The organism is Enterococcus ureasiticus (assembly GCF_001730285.1).
GTDB classification, from domain to species: Bacteria; Bacillota; Bacilli; order Lactobacillales; family Enterococcaceae; genus Enterococcus_L; species Enterococcus_L ureasiticus.
The window spans coordinates 166,668-186,960 of sequence record NZ_MIJZ01000012.1; the positions used below are offsets into that span (position 1 = coordinate 166,668).

Annotated in this window: 16 protein-coding genes; 3 read left to right on the plus strand and 13 right to left on the minus strand. The window is 37.2% G+C overall.

The genetic code is table 11. The annotated features are described in order from the left end of the window. Positions 1–52: 52 nt before the first annotated feature. From BCR21_RS06870 to BCR21_RS06885, 4 genes are all read right to left on the minus strand, one after another. A complete protein-coding gene (locus BCR21_RS06870) occupies positions 53–910 on the minus strand; it encodes a WxL domain-containing protein (RefSeq protein WP_069645742.1) in 858 nt (285 codons plus the stop codon). Between the two features lie 46 nt (positions 911–956). Beyond that, a complete protein-coding gene (locus BCR21_RS06875; protein WP_069645743.1) occupies positions 957–1,289 on the minus strand; it encodes an LPXTG cell wall anchor domain-containing protein in 333 nt (110 codons plus the stop codon). A 14-nt stretch (positions 1,290–1,303) separates the two neighbouring features. After that, complete coding sequence (locus tag BCR21_RS06880; protein ID WP_069645744.1) at positions 1,304–5,917, minus strand: hypothetical protein; 4,614 nt, start codon at positions 5,915–5,917, stop codon at positions 1,304–1,306. Between the two features lie 136 nt (positions 5,918–6,053). Next, a complete protein-coding gene (locus tag BCR21_RS06885; RefSeq protein WP_069645745.1) occupies positions 6,054–6,590 on the minus strand; it encodes a helix-turn-helix domain-containing protein in 537 nt (178 codons plus the stop codon). A gap of 383 nt (positions 6,591–6,973) precedes the next feature. Here BCR21_RS06885 and BCR21_RS06890 point away from each other — a divergent pair, with 383 nt between their 5' ends. Next, a complete protein-coding gene (locus tag BCR21_RS06890) occupies positions 6,974–8,410 on the plus strand; it encodes an AcpB/EbpR/MafR family transcriptional regulator (protein ID WP_069645746.1) in 1,437 nt (478 codons plus the stop codon). A gap of 99 nt (positions 8,411–8,509) precedes the next feature. On the opposite strand, the gene BCR21_RS06895 is transcribed toward BCR21_RS06890, so the two are convergent. Next, entirely contained in the window at positions 8,510–10,732 is a 2,223-nt protein-coding gene (locus tag BCR21_RS06895; RefSeq protein ID WP_069645747.1) for an ATP-binding cassette domain-containing protein, read from the minus strand. A gap of 734 nt (positions 10,733–11,466) precedes the next feature. Here BCR21_RS06895 and BCR21_RS06900 point away from each other — a divergent pair. Next, the gene (locus BCR21_RS06900; protein WP_069645748.1) at positions 11,467–12,201 is read left to right on the plus strand and encodes a MerR family DNA-binding transcriptional regulator; all 735 of its coding nucleotides are present in this window, start codon (positions 11,467–11,469) and stop codon (positions 12,199–12,201) included. A 40-nt stretch (positions 12,202–12,241) separates the two neighbouring features. Here BCR21_RS06900 and BCR21_RS06905 read toward each other — a convergent pair whose 3' ends face one another. From BCR21_RS06905 to BCR21_RS06930, 6 genes are all read right to left on the minus strand, one after another. Continuing rightward, the gene (locus BCR21_RS06905; protein ID WP_069645749.1) at positions 12,242–12,775 is read right to left on the minus strand and encodes a DNA-3-methyladenine glycosylase I; all 534 of its coding nucleotides are present in this window, start codon (positions 12,773–12,775) and stop codon (positions 12,242–12,244) included. A gap of 122 nt (positions 12,776–12,897) precedes the next feature. Beyond that, positions 12,898–13,821, minus strand: a complete 924-nt coding sequence (locus BCR21_RS06910) for a transketolase family protein (protein ID WP_084013255.1) — start codon at positions 13,819–13,821, stop codon at positions 12,898–12,900. Next, complete coding sequence (locus tag BCR21_RS06915) at positions 13,821–14,651, minus strand: transketolase (protein WP_069645751.1); 831 nt, start codon at positions 14,649–14,651, stop codon at positions 13,821–13,823. The genes BCR21_RS06910 and BCR21_RS06915 overlap by 1 nt, the downstream gene beginning before the upstream one ends. After that, entirely contained in the window at positions 14,651–16,018 is a 1,368-nt protein-coding gene (locus tag BCR21_RS06920) for a PTS ascorbate transporter subunit IIC (protein ID WP_069645752.1), read from the minus strand. Before BCR21_RS06920 ends, BCR21_RS06915 begins: the two co-directional genes overlap by 1 nt. A gap of 25 nt (positions 16,019–16,043) precedes the next feature. Next, a complete protein-coding gene (locus tag BCR21_RS06925; protein WP_069645753.1) occupies positions 16,044–16,325 on the minus strand; it encodes a PTS sugar transporter subunit IIB in 282 nt (93 codons plus the stop codon). After that, positions 16,322–18,373, minus strand: a complete 2,052-nt coding sequence (locus BCR21_RS06930) for a BglG family transcription antiterminator (protein WP_069645754.1) — start codon at positions 18,371–18,373, stop codon at positions 16,322–16,324. Before BCR21_RS06930 ends, BCR21_RS06925 begins: the two co-directional genes overlap by 4 nt. Positions 18,374–18,615: 242 nt before the next feature. Between BCR21_RS06930 and BCR21_RS06935 the strand changes: the two genes are divergently transcribed. Beyond that, a complete protein-coding gene (locus BCR21_RS06935) occupies positions 18,616–18,813 on the plus strand; it encodes a hypothetical protein (protein ID WP_069645755.1) in 198 nt (65 codons plus the stop codon). A 62-nt stretch (positions 18,814–18,875) separates the two neighbouring features. Here BCR21_RS06935 and BCR21_RS06940 read toward each other — a convergent pair whose 3' ends face one another. Together BCR21_RS06940 and BCR21_RS06945 are read right to left on the minus strand one after the other, a co-directional pair. Further along, positions 18,876–19,349 carry a threonine/serine exporter family protein gene (locus tag BCR21_RS06940; protein ID WP_069645756.1) on the minus strand — a complete coding sequence of 158 codons (474 nt, stop codon included), beginning with the start codon at positions 19,347–19,349 and terminating at the stop codon, positions 18,876–18,878. A 21-nt stretch (positions 19,350–19,370) separates the two neighbouring features. Beyond that, complete coding sequence (locus tag BCR21_RS06945; protein WP_069645757.1) at positions 19,371–20,123, minus strand: threonine/serine exporter family protein; 753 nt, start codon at positions 20,121–20,123, stop codon at positions 19,371–19,373. Positions 20,124–20,293 lie beyond the last annotated feature (170 nt).

The window sequence follows — 20,293 nt, forward strand, 5'->3', positions numbered from 1 at the left end:
GTATTCATCATTTTGATTGAACTTGCATTCATTATCGAGCTTACATTTATTCTTAAGGCGCAGTTGTCAATACCCACTCTAAACTTGAACGATAGCTTTTTTCTGCTTTGGGTTTCGCTGTTACAGGCACTGTTAATTTAACACCTGAAGTTGCTTTACCTGTTGTTGTATTACCAGCAACTGTAATTCCTTTAAGGATTGTTTTGTCTGTGTCTGCTCCCCATGTTAATGACCAAGTTCCTTGTCCTTTTTGAGAGCCTGCTTCAAAGACTTTGTTAGCACCGCCATCCAAGATATCTTTACCTGGTGAAAGTGATGAAATCGGTGCTAAGGCAGCACTTTCCGCAAGACCAACGATTTGTGGGTCTTCTAAAGTAATTGCAGCTCCAGTTAACTCATTTGCTTTGATTTCTTTTCCAGAAGCATCCAATTCATAAAATGGTGTTCCTGTAACATTTACAGTCCAACCAGCATTCTTCCCTGTGTTATCTGTTACTTGTAGGAAGTTTGCTAGACCCACTGTTTTTTCTCCTGTCGGTACTAAATCACCATCTTCTTCTTCTGCCCAGTTTAATGTTGTTGGTTGAGCATAAGCTGACATTGTGCTACCAGCGATTTTGATTTCACCAAATTTAAAACTTGATACCCAGTTGATGTTAAATGATTTTGTTCCGTTACCACCGCCGCCTTCACCGCCTGGATCAACGATTCCAGGTTCTTTACCTGGATCTTTTGGATCTGTTACTTCAGGTTTTTCTGGGTCAACTGTCCCAGTGTCTTCGGTAAATTTAACATCTGCTTTAGTGTTTGCTTTTGGATCAGCAGCTAATACAGTTGGCGCGCCCAAAGATAGTGCACATAGACTGATTAGACCAAGACTTAATAATTTCGTTGTTTTATTTGTTTTCATATTTTTTACTCTCCCTAAATTTTATATATAAGCGTTTTTTACGCACTTATTTCGTTTTTTTGCGGATACGGAGAATGATCATCGCAAAGATCATCATCACACCGATCCAACTCATCATGCTTCCAATTAATTCACCCGTTTGCGGTAAAACTTTGCTGCTTGTTGCTTCTTTAGCGATTGGTTTTTCCACTAAGATAGGTGTATTTGTATCTGGTAATTCTTCTGGTGCGCTGGAACTAGCTTCATAATCATTTTCAAAACTAATTCCAGCATTGCTCTTCATGTCTGCTTCTTCTGCTAAGACCACTCGTTGATTCGATAAACCAACAATTAGAACTAGGAGAATGGCAATCAAGTAACTTATTTTAAATTTTTTCATGTCATCCTCCTATTTTATGGTGCATTGGTTAAAAGAAACTCGACTTCTGTTGAATATGCTGCATCTTTATCAATTACCCCTGGAGGTACTTGTAAGAAGAAACCTTTGTCTGATGTCCAGGTTACACTATTGCTGGCTTCAGGATTATTTTTGGTATAAACCGTTTGGAATCCACTATTTAAACTAACTGTGCTTGAGGCTTGTTTGGCTTTTAGCTCTGCACCTTTTAGTTGCTTAGCGTTAGCTCCACTCGTTTTGAATGGTTCACTCATTTTCGCTTGAATGACCCATGCTGATTTGATTTGACGACTATCCAATACCGTGAAGCCCCAATTTGGATCTGTTCGTTTAATTTCTTGACTGTAAGACTTGATTGTCTGAGTACCAAAGCTTAGTGATGCCAGTGGTGTAACGATTTGTAAATCAGGCCCACTACCAACGAACGTTAGATTGTAGCTCAGTTGTAAATACTGATTACTTGTTGTGCTAGTCGGTTCTGTGACCAACACACTACCTGCCGCTTTTTCACCTACTGCTAGATTAAGTTTCGGATACGTCTTGAAGCCATTTGGTTGGATACGTGCATAGTTAGACGTTGATCCACTTGGAATAGTAAAGTAATTCGTCATGCTATTATAATGCGCAGCATATAGCGCATTTGTAGCTGTTGATTCTGTTGCGATTTCAACTTCTTTCGCTGTTAACTGATTGAAATATAGTGGTGTAAAGCCATTTTTGGTCACAACGACAAACAATGTTTCCATATTGGATAATTCTTTCATTGGTTGCTCTGGACCTTGATTGGCCGTGTACAGGACATGTTGTCCTCCTTGTACATACAGTTTTAAAACATCCCCATAATTCACATCTAGTTTGCCATTTGTCCCCAAATCATTTATTACTTGTGCCGGTGTTCGAGCACCTAAAGCTTGGAGTGCTGAACCAGAAGAGGTTCCATTCGTTACCTCTTTCGCTTTCGCTTGCCCGGTTGCCTGACTAGACATATCAATACGCGTAAACTGGAAGAAGTATGCCCCTGTAGCTGACGCATTTACAAACGGCGTATTCGTATTTGCTTGTGGTAAATTACCGTAAGCGCTACGGATATATGGACGACCACTTTGATCTTCTTGTAAGGTAAATGCTAAACTTGATTGACCAAGATCAGTAATATTTGTTCCACTACCACCTAGAGCGATTGAATTGCCCCAAGTTACATTTACTGGAACATTCACTTCCATCGATTGGCTTGAATTAGCCGCATTAGTCACCTTGACCGTCATTGAGCTACTTGTCGTAATACGATTAGTTACAGGAGCTGTGACTAAACTCACATTATAATTAGAGATTGTACTACTCCCATTTTTGACTTCATTGACCGTAGCTTTTAAAAGTGCATCTTTCCAATAACTTTCATCGGCTCCTAATGGAACAGTCTGAGGAACTGCTTTAGCTGAAAACTCTGAAGTGATCGTGATCGTAATCGTTTTTTCAGCTGTTACACTGCCTTTTACTGCTTGAATCGTTGCTTTATATTGATTACCAGGACTTGCACTCGTTGTTAAATCCGTTGTTTTAACAGATACTGTCACACCTGTAGACAAGCCTGTAGCATTATCCCAGCCTACAGCTTTGGATTCTTTTAAAATCAACTTTTTGATATCCTCTGCTGATAAACCTGTTAAATCACCTTTTGCTAGTGAAAAATCGTCTGCTACAATGCTTAGGCCTGTTGTTGGTGCCGTTCCATCAACAACATTGACTGGCACATTGATGATTTTTGATTGAGTTGGTTCTTCTTTGTCGGTCATCTTCACTTGAATTGTTTGTATACCAAGTTTTGATGTATCGACTTGAGCCCCTACATATTCATAAATCGCTGTGTGTCCAGGTAAGATCACAGGATCTTTGACCAATGCACTGGCAGCTTTTGTCCATGCTGAATTTCTTTGAACCGTTTGTGCGATGGGTGAAGCACCAATACTGTACACATTGATTGCCATGGAATAATCATTTGAAGTTAAGGATTTCAATTTATCATTTGATTCATAAACTCCTAGCATACCTGTCGTATAACTCTTGATCGTACCAGATTCATCGTTCAATACAGTCGGTAAGGTTGCTCTTGGAATTGTTAATCTGCCATTAGACTCCTTGTTTCCGTCTGCTATGAATGGAATTTTATGCTCTTGCTGATTCGGATACGTTACATAAAGGGTTCCAAATCCCCCAATACTAGGAATAGAAGCTAAAGTGTAATCTGTGACAAAGTCACCGCCATTATAATCGGCATAAACATTCCAATCTTTCGGATTTGAGCTCAATCGCATATATGGCAACTCTGTCCCAGCAAAAACTTCATACCCTGCCCTTAAAGCTTGATTCGTTGCTACTGGGCGATAAGGTGCTCCCAATTGATAGGCACTATCAACATAATTTAGAATAACGTGGTCTTTAGGATAATTGTATTGCTCGATTCCTGCTCGTGAAAAATCATGGTTAAACCAATTCAGAGAACTTAAATTCATTGGCACATCTGGATAATTCCCCACCCAGCTACCGTAAGCTCCTGCTGCAAACATTGTATAATCCGACAAATAAGCACCAGACGAATCTTTAAGCTTGATCGCAAATTGTTTCCCTGCTTGAGGCTTCATATAAAACCCATTGTTATCACCTAAAGCATAGAGTGCTACTTTATCATTGTAGTAATTGGTGTCTACATTCTCCAACATCGCTAAGTTTCGTGTTGTCGAAGCTGTATTATACATAGATAAATTGATTGAAAAATTCAAATTCCTACTAAGCTTTATATCATAAACATAAATCAGCTGATTCTTTTGATCGACTAAAATCTGTTTAAGCTCGTTGCCCTTTTTTAAATAGTATTGACTTTCAAACATTGCATCTAATATCCCATAACCGATTCCCATAACTCTATCTGCTGCATGTGATCCTATTAAACCGTTAATGTCGTTTGGATATACGGCCTGCCCATTAACAAAGGGGATCGTGGATACTTTAGCATTATTATGAACATAAGCTACTTCCGAAGCATCCTTCACAATAAACCCTTGTTGTACTGTAGCACCCGGCCCAGCAACGGTCAGCCCTCTTTTTGGAAAACTGATTTGAGACCCATTGATTGGATTTGTGATTATTGCTTTCTCATTCAAAGGAATAGAAGTCCATCCATCTAATGAATTTCCGAATATATCATCAAAGGCACTTCTAGACATATTGTTAGTTGAAGCACCTGATGTGCCAGCGAATATCTCATCACTCAACAGTGTGTAGGCTCTTTTAGCGGTCTTAACTGAATTATCTGGTAATGTCATAGAGAAAGTAAGCTCGTATACTCCGACGGTCGATTCTCCAGTTAAACCACCTAAGTCAGTAATCTCAATCGGTACGTCCGCTCCTGTTGTCAGGTCCCATGCATTGATTTTCAGCTTATCCTTTAAAATATTGTTTAATTGCGTAGGATCATTCCCACTGATTTCGGATTGTTTAATAATATTCATTCCACGAGTTGTACCGAAAGCTACCTTCTTTTCTACAATAGTATTAACTTCATTGGTAACTGTAATCGGAACTGGAATTACTGTAGAAATCTCTGGCTTCTTCTTATCAGCCATTTTTATGTAGCCCCAATTGAACCCTGTCTTGCTGGTATCAAATGTGTTTTTCGGCTCTGTCGGTGTTCCCGCTTTATCTGCTACCCATTCATAGGTTGCATCTGTTGCCTCAAGAGATGAAATAGTTTGATAGTTGGCAAAAATTGAACTAGCATTTTTTCCCATATCTAAGGTCTCATTCTGAGCTACTGAAATGGAGGAAGGAGATTTTAGCGTTGCACCAAAAATAGTTACTGTTCTAGTTGTAGTAGCTGACTCTCCATTTAAATCCACCGTAAATGTTGCTGTGTAATCGCCAATTTTATCGTTTGTGATCTTGGTTTCTGATACAGAAGCGCTTAGCTCTGAACCATTACTCATATCCCAAGCGCTTAGATTGGCTTTGGCTTGGATCAATGCGTGTAGCTCTTCATTTGTCTTATCCTTTATTTCATCTGGATAAAGAATAATCTGAGCATCTGCTTTGATCATTGCTTGATTCGTCAAGACTGCTGTCGTATTACTATCCGTTACGCTGACTGGAATTGGTACTTGAATACTTGAAGAACCATTTTTTTCAGTGATCTTAACATAGATTGTTTGAAATCCAACGGCAGCACTACTTGGCTCGATAATTGCGCCCGTACTGTCCACGTATTCCCAATCAATACCAGATGAAGGTGTGGGAATCGTCAATCCTGTTATTAATTTAGCTACTTCTTTTTGTGACGTTCCAGCCGTAGGAAACTGACTATTTTGCGTAATTGTCACAACTTTTGGTGTAGCTTGTAGCCCTTGTTCATTTGTAACCATAGGTAACTTTGGGTTTAAACTGCTAGAAATTTGAATTACCTTGTCTTCAGTAGCCGCTTTTTTATCTTGCGTTACTCCAGCTTCTGTTTCTGCTTTCAGAGCTGTACTAGCTTGGCTCACCCAAATACCTAATCCTAGGATCGTAATACCAATACCTAATAAATGCCACTTCTTTATTTTTGTTTGTTGTTGCTTCATTGGACTGCTTTCACTCCTTACATCACTGTTCTTTCCATCATCATTTAGAAGACCGCCACCTCCTCTCAAGCTGTTTACACATTATTTTCATCCTATTCAATAAGAAGTAGAAGAAAATAAAATTGGAATTTACCGTCTACTTCTCAACAGCTACTCTGGTATATTTATAAACGGTTCCTATTGAAACATTACAAGCTCTCGCAACTTCTTGGATCGTCATATGTTCTTTATCATACATATAACGAATCCGTTCGATGATATCCAAATCAATAGCAGGCCTACCGCTTGCTGTTCCATTTTTCTTAGCTGTTTCTAATGCTTCATCTGCTCTAATTCGATAGGCCTTTTTATCATGAGTCGCCATTAAGTATAGAAATTCTATATAGAGCCCATTAGTAAACACATTTGTTTTAGAGAACTCGTTGATGATCAACGAACCCTTATTCTTTTTAATGAGTGTCAAAATAGGATATAATTGGTTGATCGTAAATTTACTACCAATACTCGCTAAATCGACGATGATCATCTCGTGATCGATATTCTCCTTTACAAACTGTTCAAAACTGTCGATTTCTGTTAAATAAATATCACGATCGACAATCGATTCACATCCTAGTTGATATAGAATTTCATACTCTTCATTAGACGATCGGTTCGTATAACCAATTTTCATATCTGCCACTCCTTTTCTTTATTATATTTTTTTATTATAAATATATTTTTTGCAAACTATCTCGTTTGCTCAAAACTCATGTTACGTGAATATCATGCGCTATTCTACTTCAAAATCCTTATTAAACAACTGATGTTTTAGAAATAAAAATAAACAGAATCTTATTTTTATTTCTAAATTATACGTTCAACCCTTGATATCATTGCAATCACAGATTGTTCGATATTTCACTCTTATCATTCAAAAACTGGCAATTAAAATAAAAAAAGTTCAAAACAAACAATTTAATCTGTTAAAAGTAAGCTCGCATGACTATAATAATTGTGAGGTGAAGACTTATTGAAAATCTATTAGACAATCAAGAAAAGAGATCTCTACTCTTTTTGAGAACGCTTTATAACAATGAACGCTGGTTCACTGAAAAAGAACTATCAAAAATTGGAAAGTGCTCATCTGATGCAACTTATCGAACATTGAATCTTTTAAGACAAATTAAATATGACCAAAACGATAGCCTTGAAATTATTAGTAAAAAAAATAAGGGCTTTTTTTTACAAGTAACACCGCTACACTCCATTGGAGAAACAGAAAGCTTGTTTATCAAAGACACTATCAGCTATCGATTGATCGACTTGATTTTTCAAGAACAAGGATATACTTTGGCGGACTTAGCAGATATTTTTTATGTCTCAACTAGTACGATTTATCGAAAACTCAAAAGCTTAGCCACTTATTTCAATGAGAATGGGCTGACGCTTAATATGAATAATTTTGTGATCTCAGGACCTGAATATTTGATCAGAGAATTTTTTTACCGCTTTTATTGGTCTGTTATCAAAAGTTCACAATGGCCATTTAAATCGATCTCGTTTGAAGATATCTCAGAAAGTTATGATAGAAAAATGGCTGCTATGTCTTTTCAATTAACAGAAACTGAGCGACTTCAATTTTTATATCGGTTAGCAATCAATCAAATCCGATATGAGCATCAACATTTTATAATTACAGCTCCTGATAAATATGTAGTCGATCCCTATCTTCAGCGCTATTCCTATTATATGAAGCCCTTCATAAAAGCTAATGTACCAAGTACTTATCAGACCAACGAATGGACCTTTTTAGCATTGATTTTAATATCAAATCCTGTTTTTGATGAACTTCATGGCGATTATGAAATCAAAGTGAAGTGGCATAAAAAAAAGAAAACACTCGCTTATGTATTTGCTATAAGCTTGATCCACTCTTATAAAAGACGAAATGAACGGCTTGTATTTATAAATGAAAATAAACTTATTTTCAAACTTATTTCTTCTTATATATATACCGTTATTTTTTCAGATTTGACTATTCATCATTCAACGATTCCAAACGTCCTAGATTCCATCGAAGAGACTAATCGTCCTTTTTTTAAACAGTCACAATTAATTATGAAAAGCGTGCTCCATCTTTTTCCGAAAAGCAGAATTCACTTTGATCAAGACTATTTACTTTACAATATCCTGCTAATTTTTAGTTCTTCTATCAACATTCAAGATATTAAAAAGGAAATTTTCGTAAAATTAATCTGTACCGTAGAGCCACTCAGTGAGGAATACCTGAGTCAAAAATTGCTCAAGCAGTCTAGTCACAATTTGATCATTCATACTGGAACCAAGCAGCAAGTCTATAATGAGCAATACGATCTATTACTATCCGATTTCCATTTCGACGAACAGGACCATCCCTTAGCCTCAAACATTTATATTTGGGACTTCCCACCTAATGAACGAGACTGGAAGAATATATTCGCACTTATAGAATCTATTGCTAATCAAGAATAGCTTATAATGCTGTTAAAGATGTTTTATTTTCAATAGCATTGCACAATAAAAAAAAGCCGAAGAGAAATTAATCTCTTCGACTTTTTTTAGTTTATAATACTAGATAAATTGTCCTGTAATTGAAGTACTCTGTTTTATGTCTCCTGGTTTTCCTTCAAAAACAATTTCCCCACCTTGATTACCGCCATCAGGGCCAATATCAACGATCCAATCCCCCTGCTTGATCAAATCAACATGATGCTCGATCACAATAACCGTATTGCCTTGATCAACCAAATGATTCATGATTTCCGTCAAGTGTTCGATATCCGATAAATGAAGTCCCGTTGATGGTTCATCTAAAACGTAAATACTGCCTTTTTTGTAAAACTCACTGGCTAATTTCATCCGCTGACATTCCCCGCCAGATAAGGTATTCATCGGTTGTCCTAAGGTTAAATAGCTCAAACCAACTTGTTCCATTGCTTCGATTTTTTTCAAAATTGCCGGCTCTTTGAAGAATGCCAATGCCTCTTCAACTGTCAATGCTAATACTTCTGTGATGTTTTTTCCTTGGAACTGATAATCTAACACTTCTTGTTTATAGCGTTTGCCATGACACACATCACATTCGCTTTTTATCGCTTCCATAAACGCTAAATTTGTCTCGATGAATCCTTGCCCTTTACAATTTTCACAGCCGCCTTTGGAATTATAGCTAAATAATGAAGGCGAAACATCGTTGGCTTTTCCAAATAGCTTTCTGATGTTGTCCATGATCCCAATATACGTTGCTGGATTTGAACGTGAATTTGTTTGAGCTGCAGCTTGATCGATTACGATGGTTTCAGGAAATTCTGATAAGAAGGATTCTTTGACCAAGGTACTTTTCCCTGATCCTGCCACACCTGTAATCATCGTTAAGGTCTTTTTAGGAATACGTAAAGCTGTCTCCTTTAAGTTATGCTTACTTGAAAGACGTCCTTGGTAAAAATCGACTGCTGGTCTAACCTGTTTTTTCAACTCTGTTTGATTTTTCAAGCAGTTTCCTGTTAGCGTGTCTGACTCGAGTAAGTCCTTATACGTTCCTTCAAACATAATATTTCCACCATGTTTTCCTGCCTGAGGACCAACTTCAATCACATGGTCGGCAATTTTAATCACATCTGGATCATGTTCGATCACAATCACAGTATTGCCTTTATCTCTTAGTTTGAACAACAATTCATTTAGACGATGAACATCTCTAGGATGCAGTCCGATGCTTGGTTCATCAAATATGTAAATCAAATCCACCAGACTATTATTTAAATGCTTGACCATCTTGACCCGTTGAGACTCACCGCCAGATAATGTTGCGGTTTCTCGATCTAAACTTAAATAGCCTAACCCAATTTCAACTAAGTGACTGATTTTTTCTTTCAGATTTTTAATGATCGGCGTAGCATTTGGGATTTCGATTGTTTCTAAGACATCCAGCATTTTAATCAATTCGATAGAAGTAAAATCTGCAATTGAATAGTCCCCGACTGTTACAGCTAACGAAGCTTGTGACAAGCGTTTTCCTTGGCAAAGCGGACAAGTTGCTTCATGGGTATATTCATTAATCAGTTTCTGGGTTCGTGGTGATATTTCACCTTCTTTTTGCAAATAGAGGCGATTGAACTTTGCAAATAACCCTTCATATGTGAAATTAACATCCTCGATTTTAACTTTAATGTCTTTTCCATAAAGCAGTGTATCCAATTCTTGCTCTGTATACTCTGAAATTTTCTTATCGTTGTCAAATAAGCCTGAATCTAAATAGCCTTTCATATGCCATTCTGTATTTTTAAACGCAGAAAACTGGATCGCTCCACTGTTTAAAGACTGTGAAGGATCTAAAAATTTATCTTCATCGATTCTCAGTGTTCGCCCAATCCCTTGACACTCCGGACACATACCAGCTTGATCATTAAAGGAAAAATAATTGGCTGTTCCAATACTAGGCTTCCCAAATCTTGAAAAAAGCACGCGCAGCAAAGGATTGATATCTGTGATCGTTCCTAATGTTGAACGAGAATTGCCACCTAAACGCTTTTGATTGATAACCACTGAAGTCGATAAATTTTCAATGCTGTCCACATCTGGGTGCTGATATTTTGGTAGAAAATTTTGTATGAACGCACTAAAGGTTTCATTTAATTGTCGTTGCGATTCATTGGCGATCGTTTCAAATACAATCGAAGATTTTCCTGAACCCGAAACACCTGTAAAAACAGTTATTTTTCGTTTCGGTATTTTTACTGAGACATTTTTTAAATTATTTTCTCGTGCCCCATTAATTGTTACATATTCTGTCATAAAAATCCTCCTTAAAATAAAAGCGGAACAAATCGGTTAATCCTGTAGAAAATCAGGAAATTGGCATTGAAATGCCCTTCATTTCACTGACAATTTATCTATTTTCCTAAGGATTGATTTGTGCAGCTAGATAACAGTTAAAAACATAGCGAACTCATCCAGCTCTGACAGGAAAATAAAAAAATCGACTGAGGCGCTTTCTGTCTCATTCTATTTTTATCTTTTTCCCGAAAGATTAGCCTGTATAGCTAGATACCAATAAAAGCGGAACAGGCTCGTTCAACCTTGACTGGAAAATAGGAAAAATCGACTGAGGCGCTTTCTGTCTCATTCTATTTTTATCTTTTTCCCGAAAGGTTAGCCTGTCCAGCTAGATACCACTAAAAGCGGAACAGGCTCGTTCAACCTTGACTGGAAAATAGGAAAAATCGACTGAGACGCTTTCTGTCTCATTCTATTTTTATCTTTTTCCCGAAAGGTTAGCCTGTCCAGCTAGATACCACTAAAAGCGGAACAGGCTCGTTCAACCTTGACTGGAAAATAGGAAAAATCGACTGAGACGCTTTCTGTCTCATTCTATTTTTATCTTTTTCCCGAAAGGTTAGCCTGTCCAGCTAGATACCACTAGACTAACCCTATCGTAGCACATTTGTGCAAGTTCTAAGGTTATAGATTACAAACCTTGTTAAATAGCTTATAATAATCAAAAACATTGTTATCCGGAGGAATATCCCATGAGTATTCGACCCATTGATATTGCCAGAGAATTGAATATCAGTACCAGTTTATTACGGCATTATGAAAAAAAGCAACTCATCCCCTCACCTGAGCGAAGCAGCAGTGGTTATCGACTTTATACGGAAGAAAGTTTGCATTACTTTCGTGCGGTTCGAACGACTACGCTCACTTATGGCTATCACGCTACAAATGGCATTATGGCCGCTATCCAAAGCCATAACTTTACAACTGCTTTTTGGTTATTGAATGAAGAACAAGTTAAACTAAATCAACGAAAAAATATATCTGATCAAACCTTATCCCTCCTCCACGAAGAGGAATGGCAAGAAATCACGCTGTTACCCACTCGAGGTTGGCTGACGATCGGTGAAACAGCTGAACGTTTAGCGATTCCTGAAACTACGATTCGCCACTGGACCAAAGAACGACTCCTTGAAGTCCCACGGGATAGTGACAGTAACTATCGAATGTTTGATGAACACGCCTTACAACAATTATTATTTATCCGTTTGATTCGAGCCTCTACTTGGTCATTAAATGAAGTCCGAGAAATATTGGCGCAATTTCAGGCAGACTCACCTAAGCGAATGATTGAATTAGCAGAACAATCCTTACGTGCTTTGAATGAACTTCTTAAACGTCAAATGATTGCCAACAAGTATATTTATGCGCTAATTCAATTTTTACAGCCAGATTTTTTTGAAGATTTTCCTAGCACTGATTTTTATTAAAAAAACAAAAAAGGATAATCCATTTTGGACTATCCTTTTCTTAATCAAACTCTCGATTCAACACTTCATCTTGAATCATCCCACTGGCTTTCATAAACATATACGTGACCACTGGACCAACAAAGGTAAATCCATGCTTTTTCATATCTTTCGCCACCTGTTTAGATAGCGGTGTGAAATTTGGCACTTCATACGATTCTTCATAAACATTCAAACGTGGAACACCACCAACAAAATCCCACATATATTCAGCGAAACTTCCGTATTCTTGTTGCACCGCTAAAATCGCTTGCGCATTTTGGATGGTTGCGTTGATTTTTCTTGGGTTACGAATCATTTCAGGATCTTGCATGATTTTTTCCACATCGTCCGGCATCATAGCCGCAACTTTTTGAATCTCCATATTATGAAAGTTTCTCAAAAATGCCTCTAATTTACCAGCTGCTGCTTTCCAACTTAAACCAGCTTGAAACGTTCCTACAGTGAGTAAAATAAAAAGTAAACGATCATCATGTGTGGGTTTGCCCCATTGCTTGTGGTACCAGTTGAATTTTGACGGTTGCTTTTCTTTCATCTTTTTCTCCTACAAATAGTTATTTCTTTTATAATAGCACAAAAGAAATAACGAGATGGATTCGCTATTTCTCAACTAAAAAAAGAGTTTGGAAGAAACACCCAAACTCTACATCTGTTTACTTAATTTAACAAATCCACCATCGCTTTTGAAATAGCTTCTGCTTTCAATCCATAAACTCCCTTTAAATAGGCCATTTTACCAACTTGACCGAATTGTTCTTTGACACCGATTCGTTTCATTTTCACAGGATGATTTTCAGCTACTATTTCCGCTACAGCACTACCCAATCCACCGATTACATTATGATTTTCTGCTGTTACGATTGGTCCTAGTTTAGCCGCTTCAATCACTATTTCTTCATTCATCGGCTTGATTCTAAACAAATCAATCACTTGAACTGAGATACCTTGTTTCTCTAAATCCTCCGATGCCTGAAGAGCTTCTTCCACCATAATTCCACTTGCAAAAATCGTACCTGCTGTTCCTTTTTTTAGCCTACAATACCCTTTAGAAAAATCTTCCTCACCAGTATAAAGTGCCTTCGCTTGTTTGCGAATGGTTCGAATATAGAATAGTCCTTGTGCCGTATGGGCATATTCTAAAATCGCTTTAAATTGATATGGATCTGACACTTCATAAATATGGTTTCCCGGAATGACCCGCATCAAGGCAATATCTTCAAACGGCATATGTGTGCCGCCGTTCATTTCAGCCGTAACACCTGGATCAGTTCCTACAATTACCGCATGATTTTTAGCATAACCAAGAGATAGAAAGACTTGATCAAAGGAACGCCTCGTTGCAAATGGCGCAAAGGTATGGATAAACGGGACAAAACCAGTGACAGCAAGACCCGCTGCTGCTCCCATTTCTTCTGCTTCCATGATGCCCACATTGATATAACGTTTTCCTAGTTGCTCTTTTAATTTACTTGTTCCCATCGAGCTTGCTAGATCCGCTTCTAATGCTACAACTTTTGGATCTTTCTCTGCTAAAGCTAAAATTGTTTTTGTATAGACTTGTCGCATTTCTAAGTCTTTCATTATTGATTCACCTCGATCTTTTCAGCCAACACGTCAATCGCTTCTTTGATGGCTATCTTTCCTGCTTCATCTGGACGAACATGATGATTGTCCACTAATGCTTCAAAGTAAGGAACGCCTTGTCCTTTTACTGTATCTAAAACAATCGCTGTTGGTTTACCAATCATTTGTTTCGCTTGATTCAACGCAACTTCAATTGCATCAACATCACTGCCATCCACACGCCAACTATTAAACCCAAAGGCCTGCATTTTTTCGACAAAATCAAACGGATCGCAAATATCTGTTGTATAACCATCTAACTGTTTTTTATTATCATCAACCAATACAATCAAATGATCCAACTTTTGATGAGCCGCAAACTGAAACGCCTCCCAGCATTGTCCTTCATTTAATTCCCCGTCACCAACGATTGCATAGGTATAATTACTTTTGCCTAACAACTGATTGCCTTTTGCGATCCCTGTTGCCGCTGAGATTCCTTGACCTAAAGACCCTGTTGTCATATCCACGCCCGGTGTTTTGATTCGGTCTGGATGAGAAGGAAGATTTGTCCCATTTTGATTTAAACTAAAAAGAAATGCTTCATCAAAATAGCCTTTTAAAAACAACGTAGCATATAGCGCAGGCCCAGCATGTCCTTTCGATAAAACAAAATAATCACGGTCTGGATCATCTTTTCTTTCTGGTGAAACATTCAAGACTTTTCCATACAAAACAGCCAACGTTTCAACAATGGACAAGCTACCGCCAAAATGCCCAAAGCCTAAATTATCTAATTCTCTCATCGTATAATAACGAATCTGATCCGCAAATTTCTGTGTGTCCATTATGCCGCCTCCTTCGTTTCAGTTGGTTTTTTCTTGCCGAAAATCGTTAATCCAATCAATAACGCCAACACCGCTAAAACGCCGACAACGACTGCAATTTGACCGCCCGTATCCGCTAATTTACCAAGAAAAATCCCCGCAACACCATAATCTGTATCAGAGAAAGTCGACCCTTGGAACCCTAAATCCCCCATAACTGGCATCAGTAAAATCGGCATAAAACTAATAATCACCCCATGAATAAACGAACCCACTACGGCTCCTCGAACACCACCTGTAGCATTCCCAAAAACCCCGGCCGTCGCACCACAGAAGAAATGTGGCACCACACCTGGAATAATCACGGTCGTACCTGTTGCAATCATAATAAATAAACTAACGATCCCACCAACAAAACTAGTTAAAAAGCCAATCAAAACAGCATTTGGTGCATACGGAAAGACGATTGGACAATCTAAAGCTGGAATCGAATTAGGCACTAATTTTTCAGAAATCCCTTTAAATGCCGGTACAATTTCAGCTAAAATCAAACGAACGCCAGCCAAGATCACAAACACACCTGCCGCAAACATCCCTGCTTGTTGTAACGCATAGATAATATAATTTGTCCCATTACTAAGGTTTTCAGAAATAAAGTCATTCCCTGCAAACAAGGCCACGATCGTATACACAATTCCCATCGTCAACGTAATACTAACCGTCGAATCACGTAAGAATGACAAGCCTTTTGGAAAATTGATATCTTCCGTTGATTTCTTTTTATCCCCCACATATTTTCCGATAAAACCACTAAGCGCATAACCAAAATTCCCTGTATGTCCCAAAGCAACTGAATCATTTTTGGTAATTTGTTTGGTAAACGGCTGTGCGATTGCCGGGAAAATTGTATTCGCTAATCCTAAAGCTAAACCGCCAACTAAAACTAATGGAACTGCGCTCATTTTTGTGACACTCATGATTACCGCAATCATACAAGCCATATAAAGTGTTGCATGACCTGTTAAGTAGATATATTTAAATTTCGTAATACGGGCGATCAATATATTAAACGCCATTCCCGCTAACATAATAAGTGCTGTATATGTCCCATATTTTGTCAAAGCCAAGGCAACGATTGCTTCATTATTGGGTACCACACCTTGCATATTAAACGCATGCTGGAACATTTCACCAAATGGGGCTAGTGACCCTTCAATCACACCAGCTCCTGCAGTTACCACTAAAAAACCAACAAATGTTTTGATTCCGCCACGGACAACATCTGAAATCGGCTTTTTCTGTAACCCCAGGCCCAGAACTGCGATCAAAGCTACCAGAATTGCTGGAGTACTTGCAATATCGATCAATATATTTAAGATACTATTCATATTTTTCTCCCACCTTCTTTAGACTTTAAAGTAATTTATTTTCTGCACAAACTGCTCTGACTTTTTCTCTTAATTCATCCATATCGATAATACTTTCTAAAACAATCACATTCCCTAAATGCTGCGCACTATCTGCTAAATCGCCACCTACAAAAAAGACATCTGCCAAATCCGGTGTTGCACTGCCCATATCGTAATGCGCCACCTCAACTCCTGTTACACCTAATTCATTCAACACACTGTTAATATTCATTTCCACCATAAAACTAGATCCTAAGCCAGATCCACAAACTGCTGCCATTTTCATAATGATTCTCCTTCCTTTAATAACTGAATAATTGTTTCTTGATCGTTTGCTGCTAACAGCTTTTCTAAATTCTCTTTGTTCGATAAAATTTTTGTTAAACTCGCCAATGCTTTTAAATGCATTTCATTATCAATAGCTGCCAAACAAATAAAAATAGCGATTTCATGCTTTGGATCATCTAAAAGAAAAACAGGTTCTTCCACCTTTAAAAGGGACATCCCTAATTGTTTGACGCCATCTTCAGGCCTTGCATGCGGTAATGCGATTCCTTTGCCAATATGAATAAAGGCACCATAATCCTTGACCTTTTGAATCATGGCTTCTATATAATCCTCTGTGATTTTCCCATGAGTTTTCAATGGTTGGGCCGCATAAGCAATCGCTTCTTCCCAATTTAATTTTTTATCCGTCAACTGGATCATGTCTATCGTTAACAACTCTGATAACATTGGCTTCTCATCTTCTTTCGCTTTCAATTTTTTGATCATTTTCCGATTTAAGATACGGTACATTTTTTCTTTGGTAACACCTTTTTTTAACTCGATATAGGGTAATAAAATCTCAATAATTTCATCTATAGAAGGGACAACAATTCCTGGGATCAATAAATCTTCTTGCACACAGCGAATCAGATTATTCTTTTCCAATTGGGACATGATCGGATTGACTAAATATATTTTTTTGAGTGTATTCAACGGAACGCTAGAAAAAATCACATCATATTCAGATTCTGAAATACTTTCTAATTGATCCACCGTGGTCGTTAAACTAAAATCAATCGTTGGAAAAAGTTCCTTCAACTCCGATTGCATAATCAAAGACGAACTAATACCGCTGGGACATAAAACCAACGCTTTATAGCGGATCACCCGATTTAATTCTCGTTGATTGCCGATTTCACCACCAAATAAAATCGTGAAGTACCCAACTTCTTCATCTGGGATTGCTTGACCTATCAACATTTCTAAAGGATGCAACGCTATTTTGGTTAAGGCGAATAGTTCAACATATTGTTCTTTTATTTCTTCAGTCAACACATTCGCTAGCGAAAAACGATACTTGATTCTAAAAAAAGCTGGCACCAAGTGATAAAATAGGTCAAGTAATAATTTTCGATAAGCTTTAAACTCGATTGCCGCTAAACGTTCCATTTCATGAATGATCTGACTCGCACATTCTAGTAAAAATTCCAACGCTGTATCACGGATTTCTCCTTGTGTGATTGTCATAAAAATTAACGTGAAATAGAACTGCTCATTTTCAGGCTCAAGGATTTCAGGAAATTCAGCCAAAAACAGCTGACTTCCATTAAAAGCATTTAGCTCTTTTAACGTATCTTTTGCTTGTGTATCCAATCTAAAAGAACATGTTTTTGCACGTCTTAAAACATAGGCCATAAAATAAATCGTCTCTTCAATTCGACTTGGCACGATGACTAACTCACTCGCCTTGATTGCTTCAAAAAAATAAGAACGAACATCTGCTTCAACCGTTTTTGAATACTTTATCAACCCTTTTTTCAAGCCCCATTTTCCTGAAACAGACGAAACTACTTTTGCAATCATCTGATGGGCTTGAATCCGAATATCCTCTTCACATCCAGACAAATAAAAACCACTTTTTCGTGAATAATCCAAACTGATTTTTTGCTTAGTTAACTGTTTTCGCAACTTTTTGATATCCGCTAAAATTGTATTCTTACTAACTTGAAGAAATTCTTGATAATGATAAACAGATAGATCCTCTTCTGCAATAAACGTCAAAAGATAAAGCAAGGCTTGTCTTTCATATTCTGAATAAACGATTTCCGTTTCTAACTTACCAAAATGAAGTTCCAACCATTTATCAGCTACCTGCTTTGAGAAATAGATTCTGTCTTTTTCCCAAGAAATTGGTTCGTAGGAAAATTGCTGCAGTTGCTCATTGAGTTTCCCTAGCTGATCGATAACTGTTTCTGGAGATAATCCTGTGATCTCATTGATTTCTTGAATGGTGTAACCCACTTTGTCCGGCCTATTGATAAGATAACTCATTCGATAATCAATCATCTTGTCCCTCCTGTACTTACTATATAATGTAAACGCTATAAATCAAAGAAACGTTGGGTCTAATCTAGACTTACCTTTCTAAAATAATTGGACTCAACTAAAAAATAACAAAACAAATTGGGGACAATAATCAGAAAAAAATCTGTTTATTGTCCCATTTTTTTCATTTTAAATTACACAAAAAAACACACAACCTTGTAAGATTAAAGTGACTAAACCCAATCAAAAAGGAGCGTGCTTTTATGTTTAAAGATTATAGCTTCAATCAGAATCTAGATATGGAAAAATCACTAGGAGCAAACACAATCACTTATCAAGATATTTTGGATATAAAAGCTTATTTACATGGATTAAAAGAGCAGCACGATGTACTGCATTATATGGAGCATTTTCTTGATTTTAAGAAACTAAACACATCAGCAGAAATCCAGACATGCTAAGAGATCTTCGATGTAGTTCAACAGAATTCCGAACGTTTATACCACTTACATCACTCACTACATTATTCACCGGAAGAAAGACGTGCACGATTCTTTTTCTGCGCTCGGTAGCCCCAAAAAAAGAATGACGGCAATTCATAGCCTACAGTAATTCCCAATGAGATAGCAATTGCAACTTTTACAACATAAATCATTGACTTACTCAAATCAGATGTATTGGATACAAAAAAATCATAAGTGAAATTGTACAGGCCTACTCCAGGAACTAAACAAAAAATACCGCAAATTAAAAATACTGTAACAGGTGCTTTTTTTATATATGCCGCCTCTCTGGATAGACAAATCAATATGAAAGATGAAACAAACGTAGCCATAACCGTTCGTGATGAATAAGTAGCAATCAAGTAATAAATAATCCAACCAGTTGCTCCGATCGTCCCACATATTAAATAATACTTTTTTGGTACATCAAATAACACTGCAAACGACAAAGTTCCTAGAAAACTGAAAAACAGTTCCAATACAATTTTTAACATAATCAACACTCCCTACTCTGCCTAGTTAAACAATTTCAATGCAATTCCAACGCCTATGGAGACACACAAAGCAGTGATGAGCGAATTCAATATTTGACTCCACCCAGAGCTGTAATTTTCATCAAAAAGATAACGGATGCCATTAGATATCGCTACTCCAGGCAATAAAGTGATAATTCCACCAGAAATCAGACTGACTAAATTTAAGTGTGGAAATTTTTTCACCATAAAACAAGCAACTACACTGACAATAAAACTACTCGTCACATTCTTAATAATATGAGAAATAGTTAATCTATCTAAAACAAAAAGTGTATATAATCCTATGATAGCACCTAAAAGTAATGCGCTCAATGAATCGATTAATGTACCACCTAAAATATAACAAAAGCTTGCGCTACCTAAAACATATGCGACAAACTTCTTTTTAGTAGAGGAAAAATGTTCGGTTTTAATTTCTTTTAATTGTACTTTTGCATCATAAAGAGTAATGACTTTTTCCGAAATATTTCGGGACAAACTATTTAGTCGGTCAATTCGTCCTAACGATACGGGTGATATAGGTACATAACTCACCCGAGCCTTATCAGGTTGATCTATAGTAGAACAAGTTAAGAATATCCTGTCAATGGACACAAAAGCATTAAATCCTTCTAACTCTAATGAATTGGCAAGATGAGCAATAGTAGATTCAATACGAGAAACTTCCGCCCCATTTTCCAGCATTGCTTTTCCTATATCAAAAATCAAATCAAATTTCTCTTTTTCATCCATATACAAAACTCCTCTCCTAATAATAGATATGCTACATCGAATGAATCCGTACTACAAAATGAATTTTACGCTAATTTAACAAAATTGAACAGAACTAGCCTATTTTTACCTGTTACTACTTGATAAACCAGTTCAAAATCTCCATCTAAAATAACTATTTGTAAACGTTT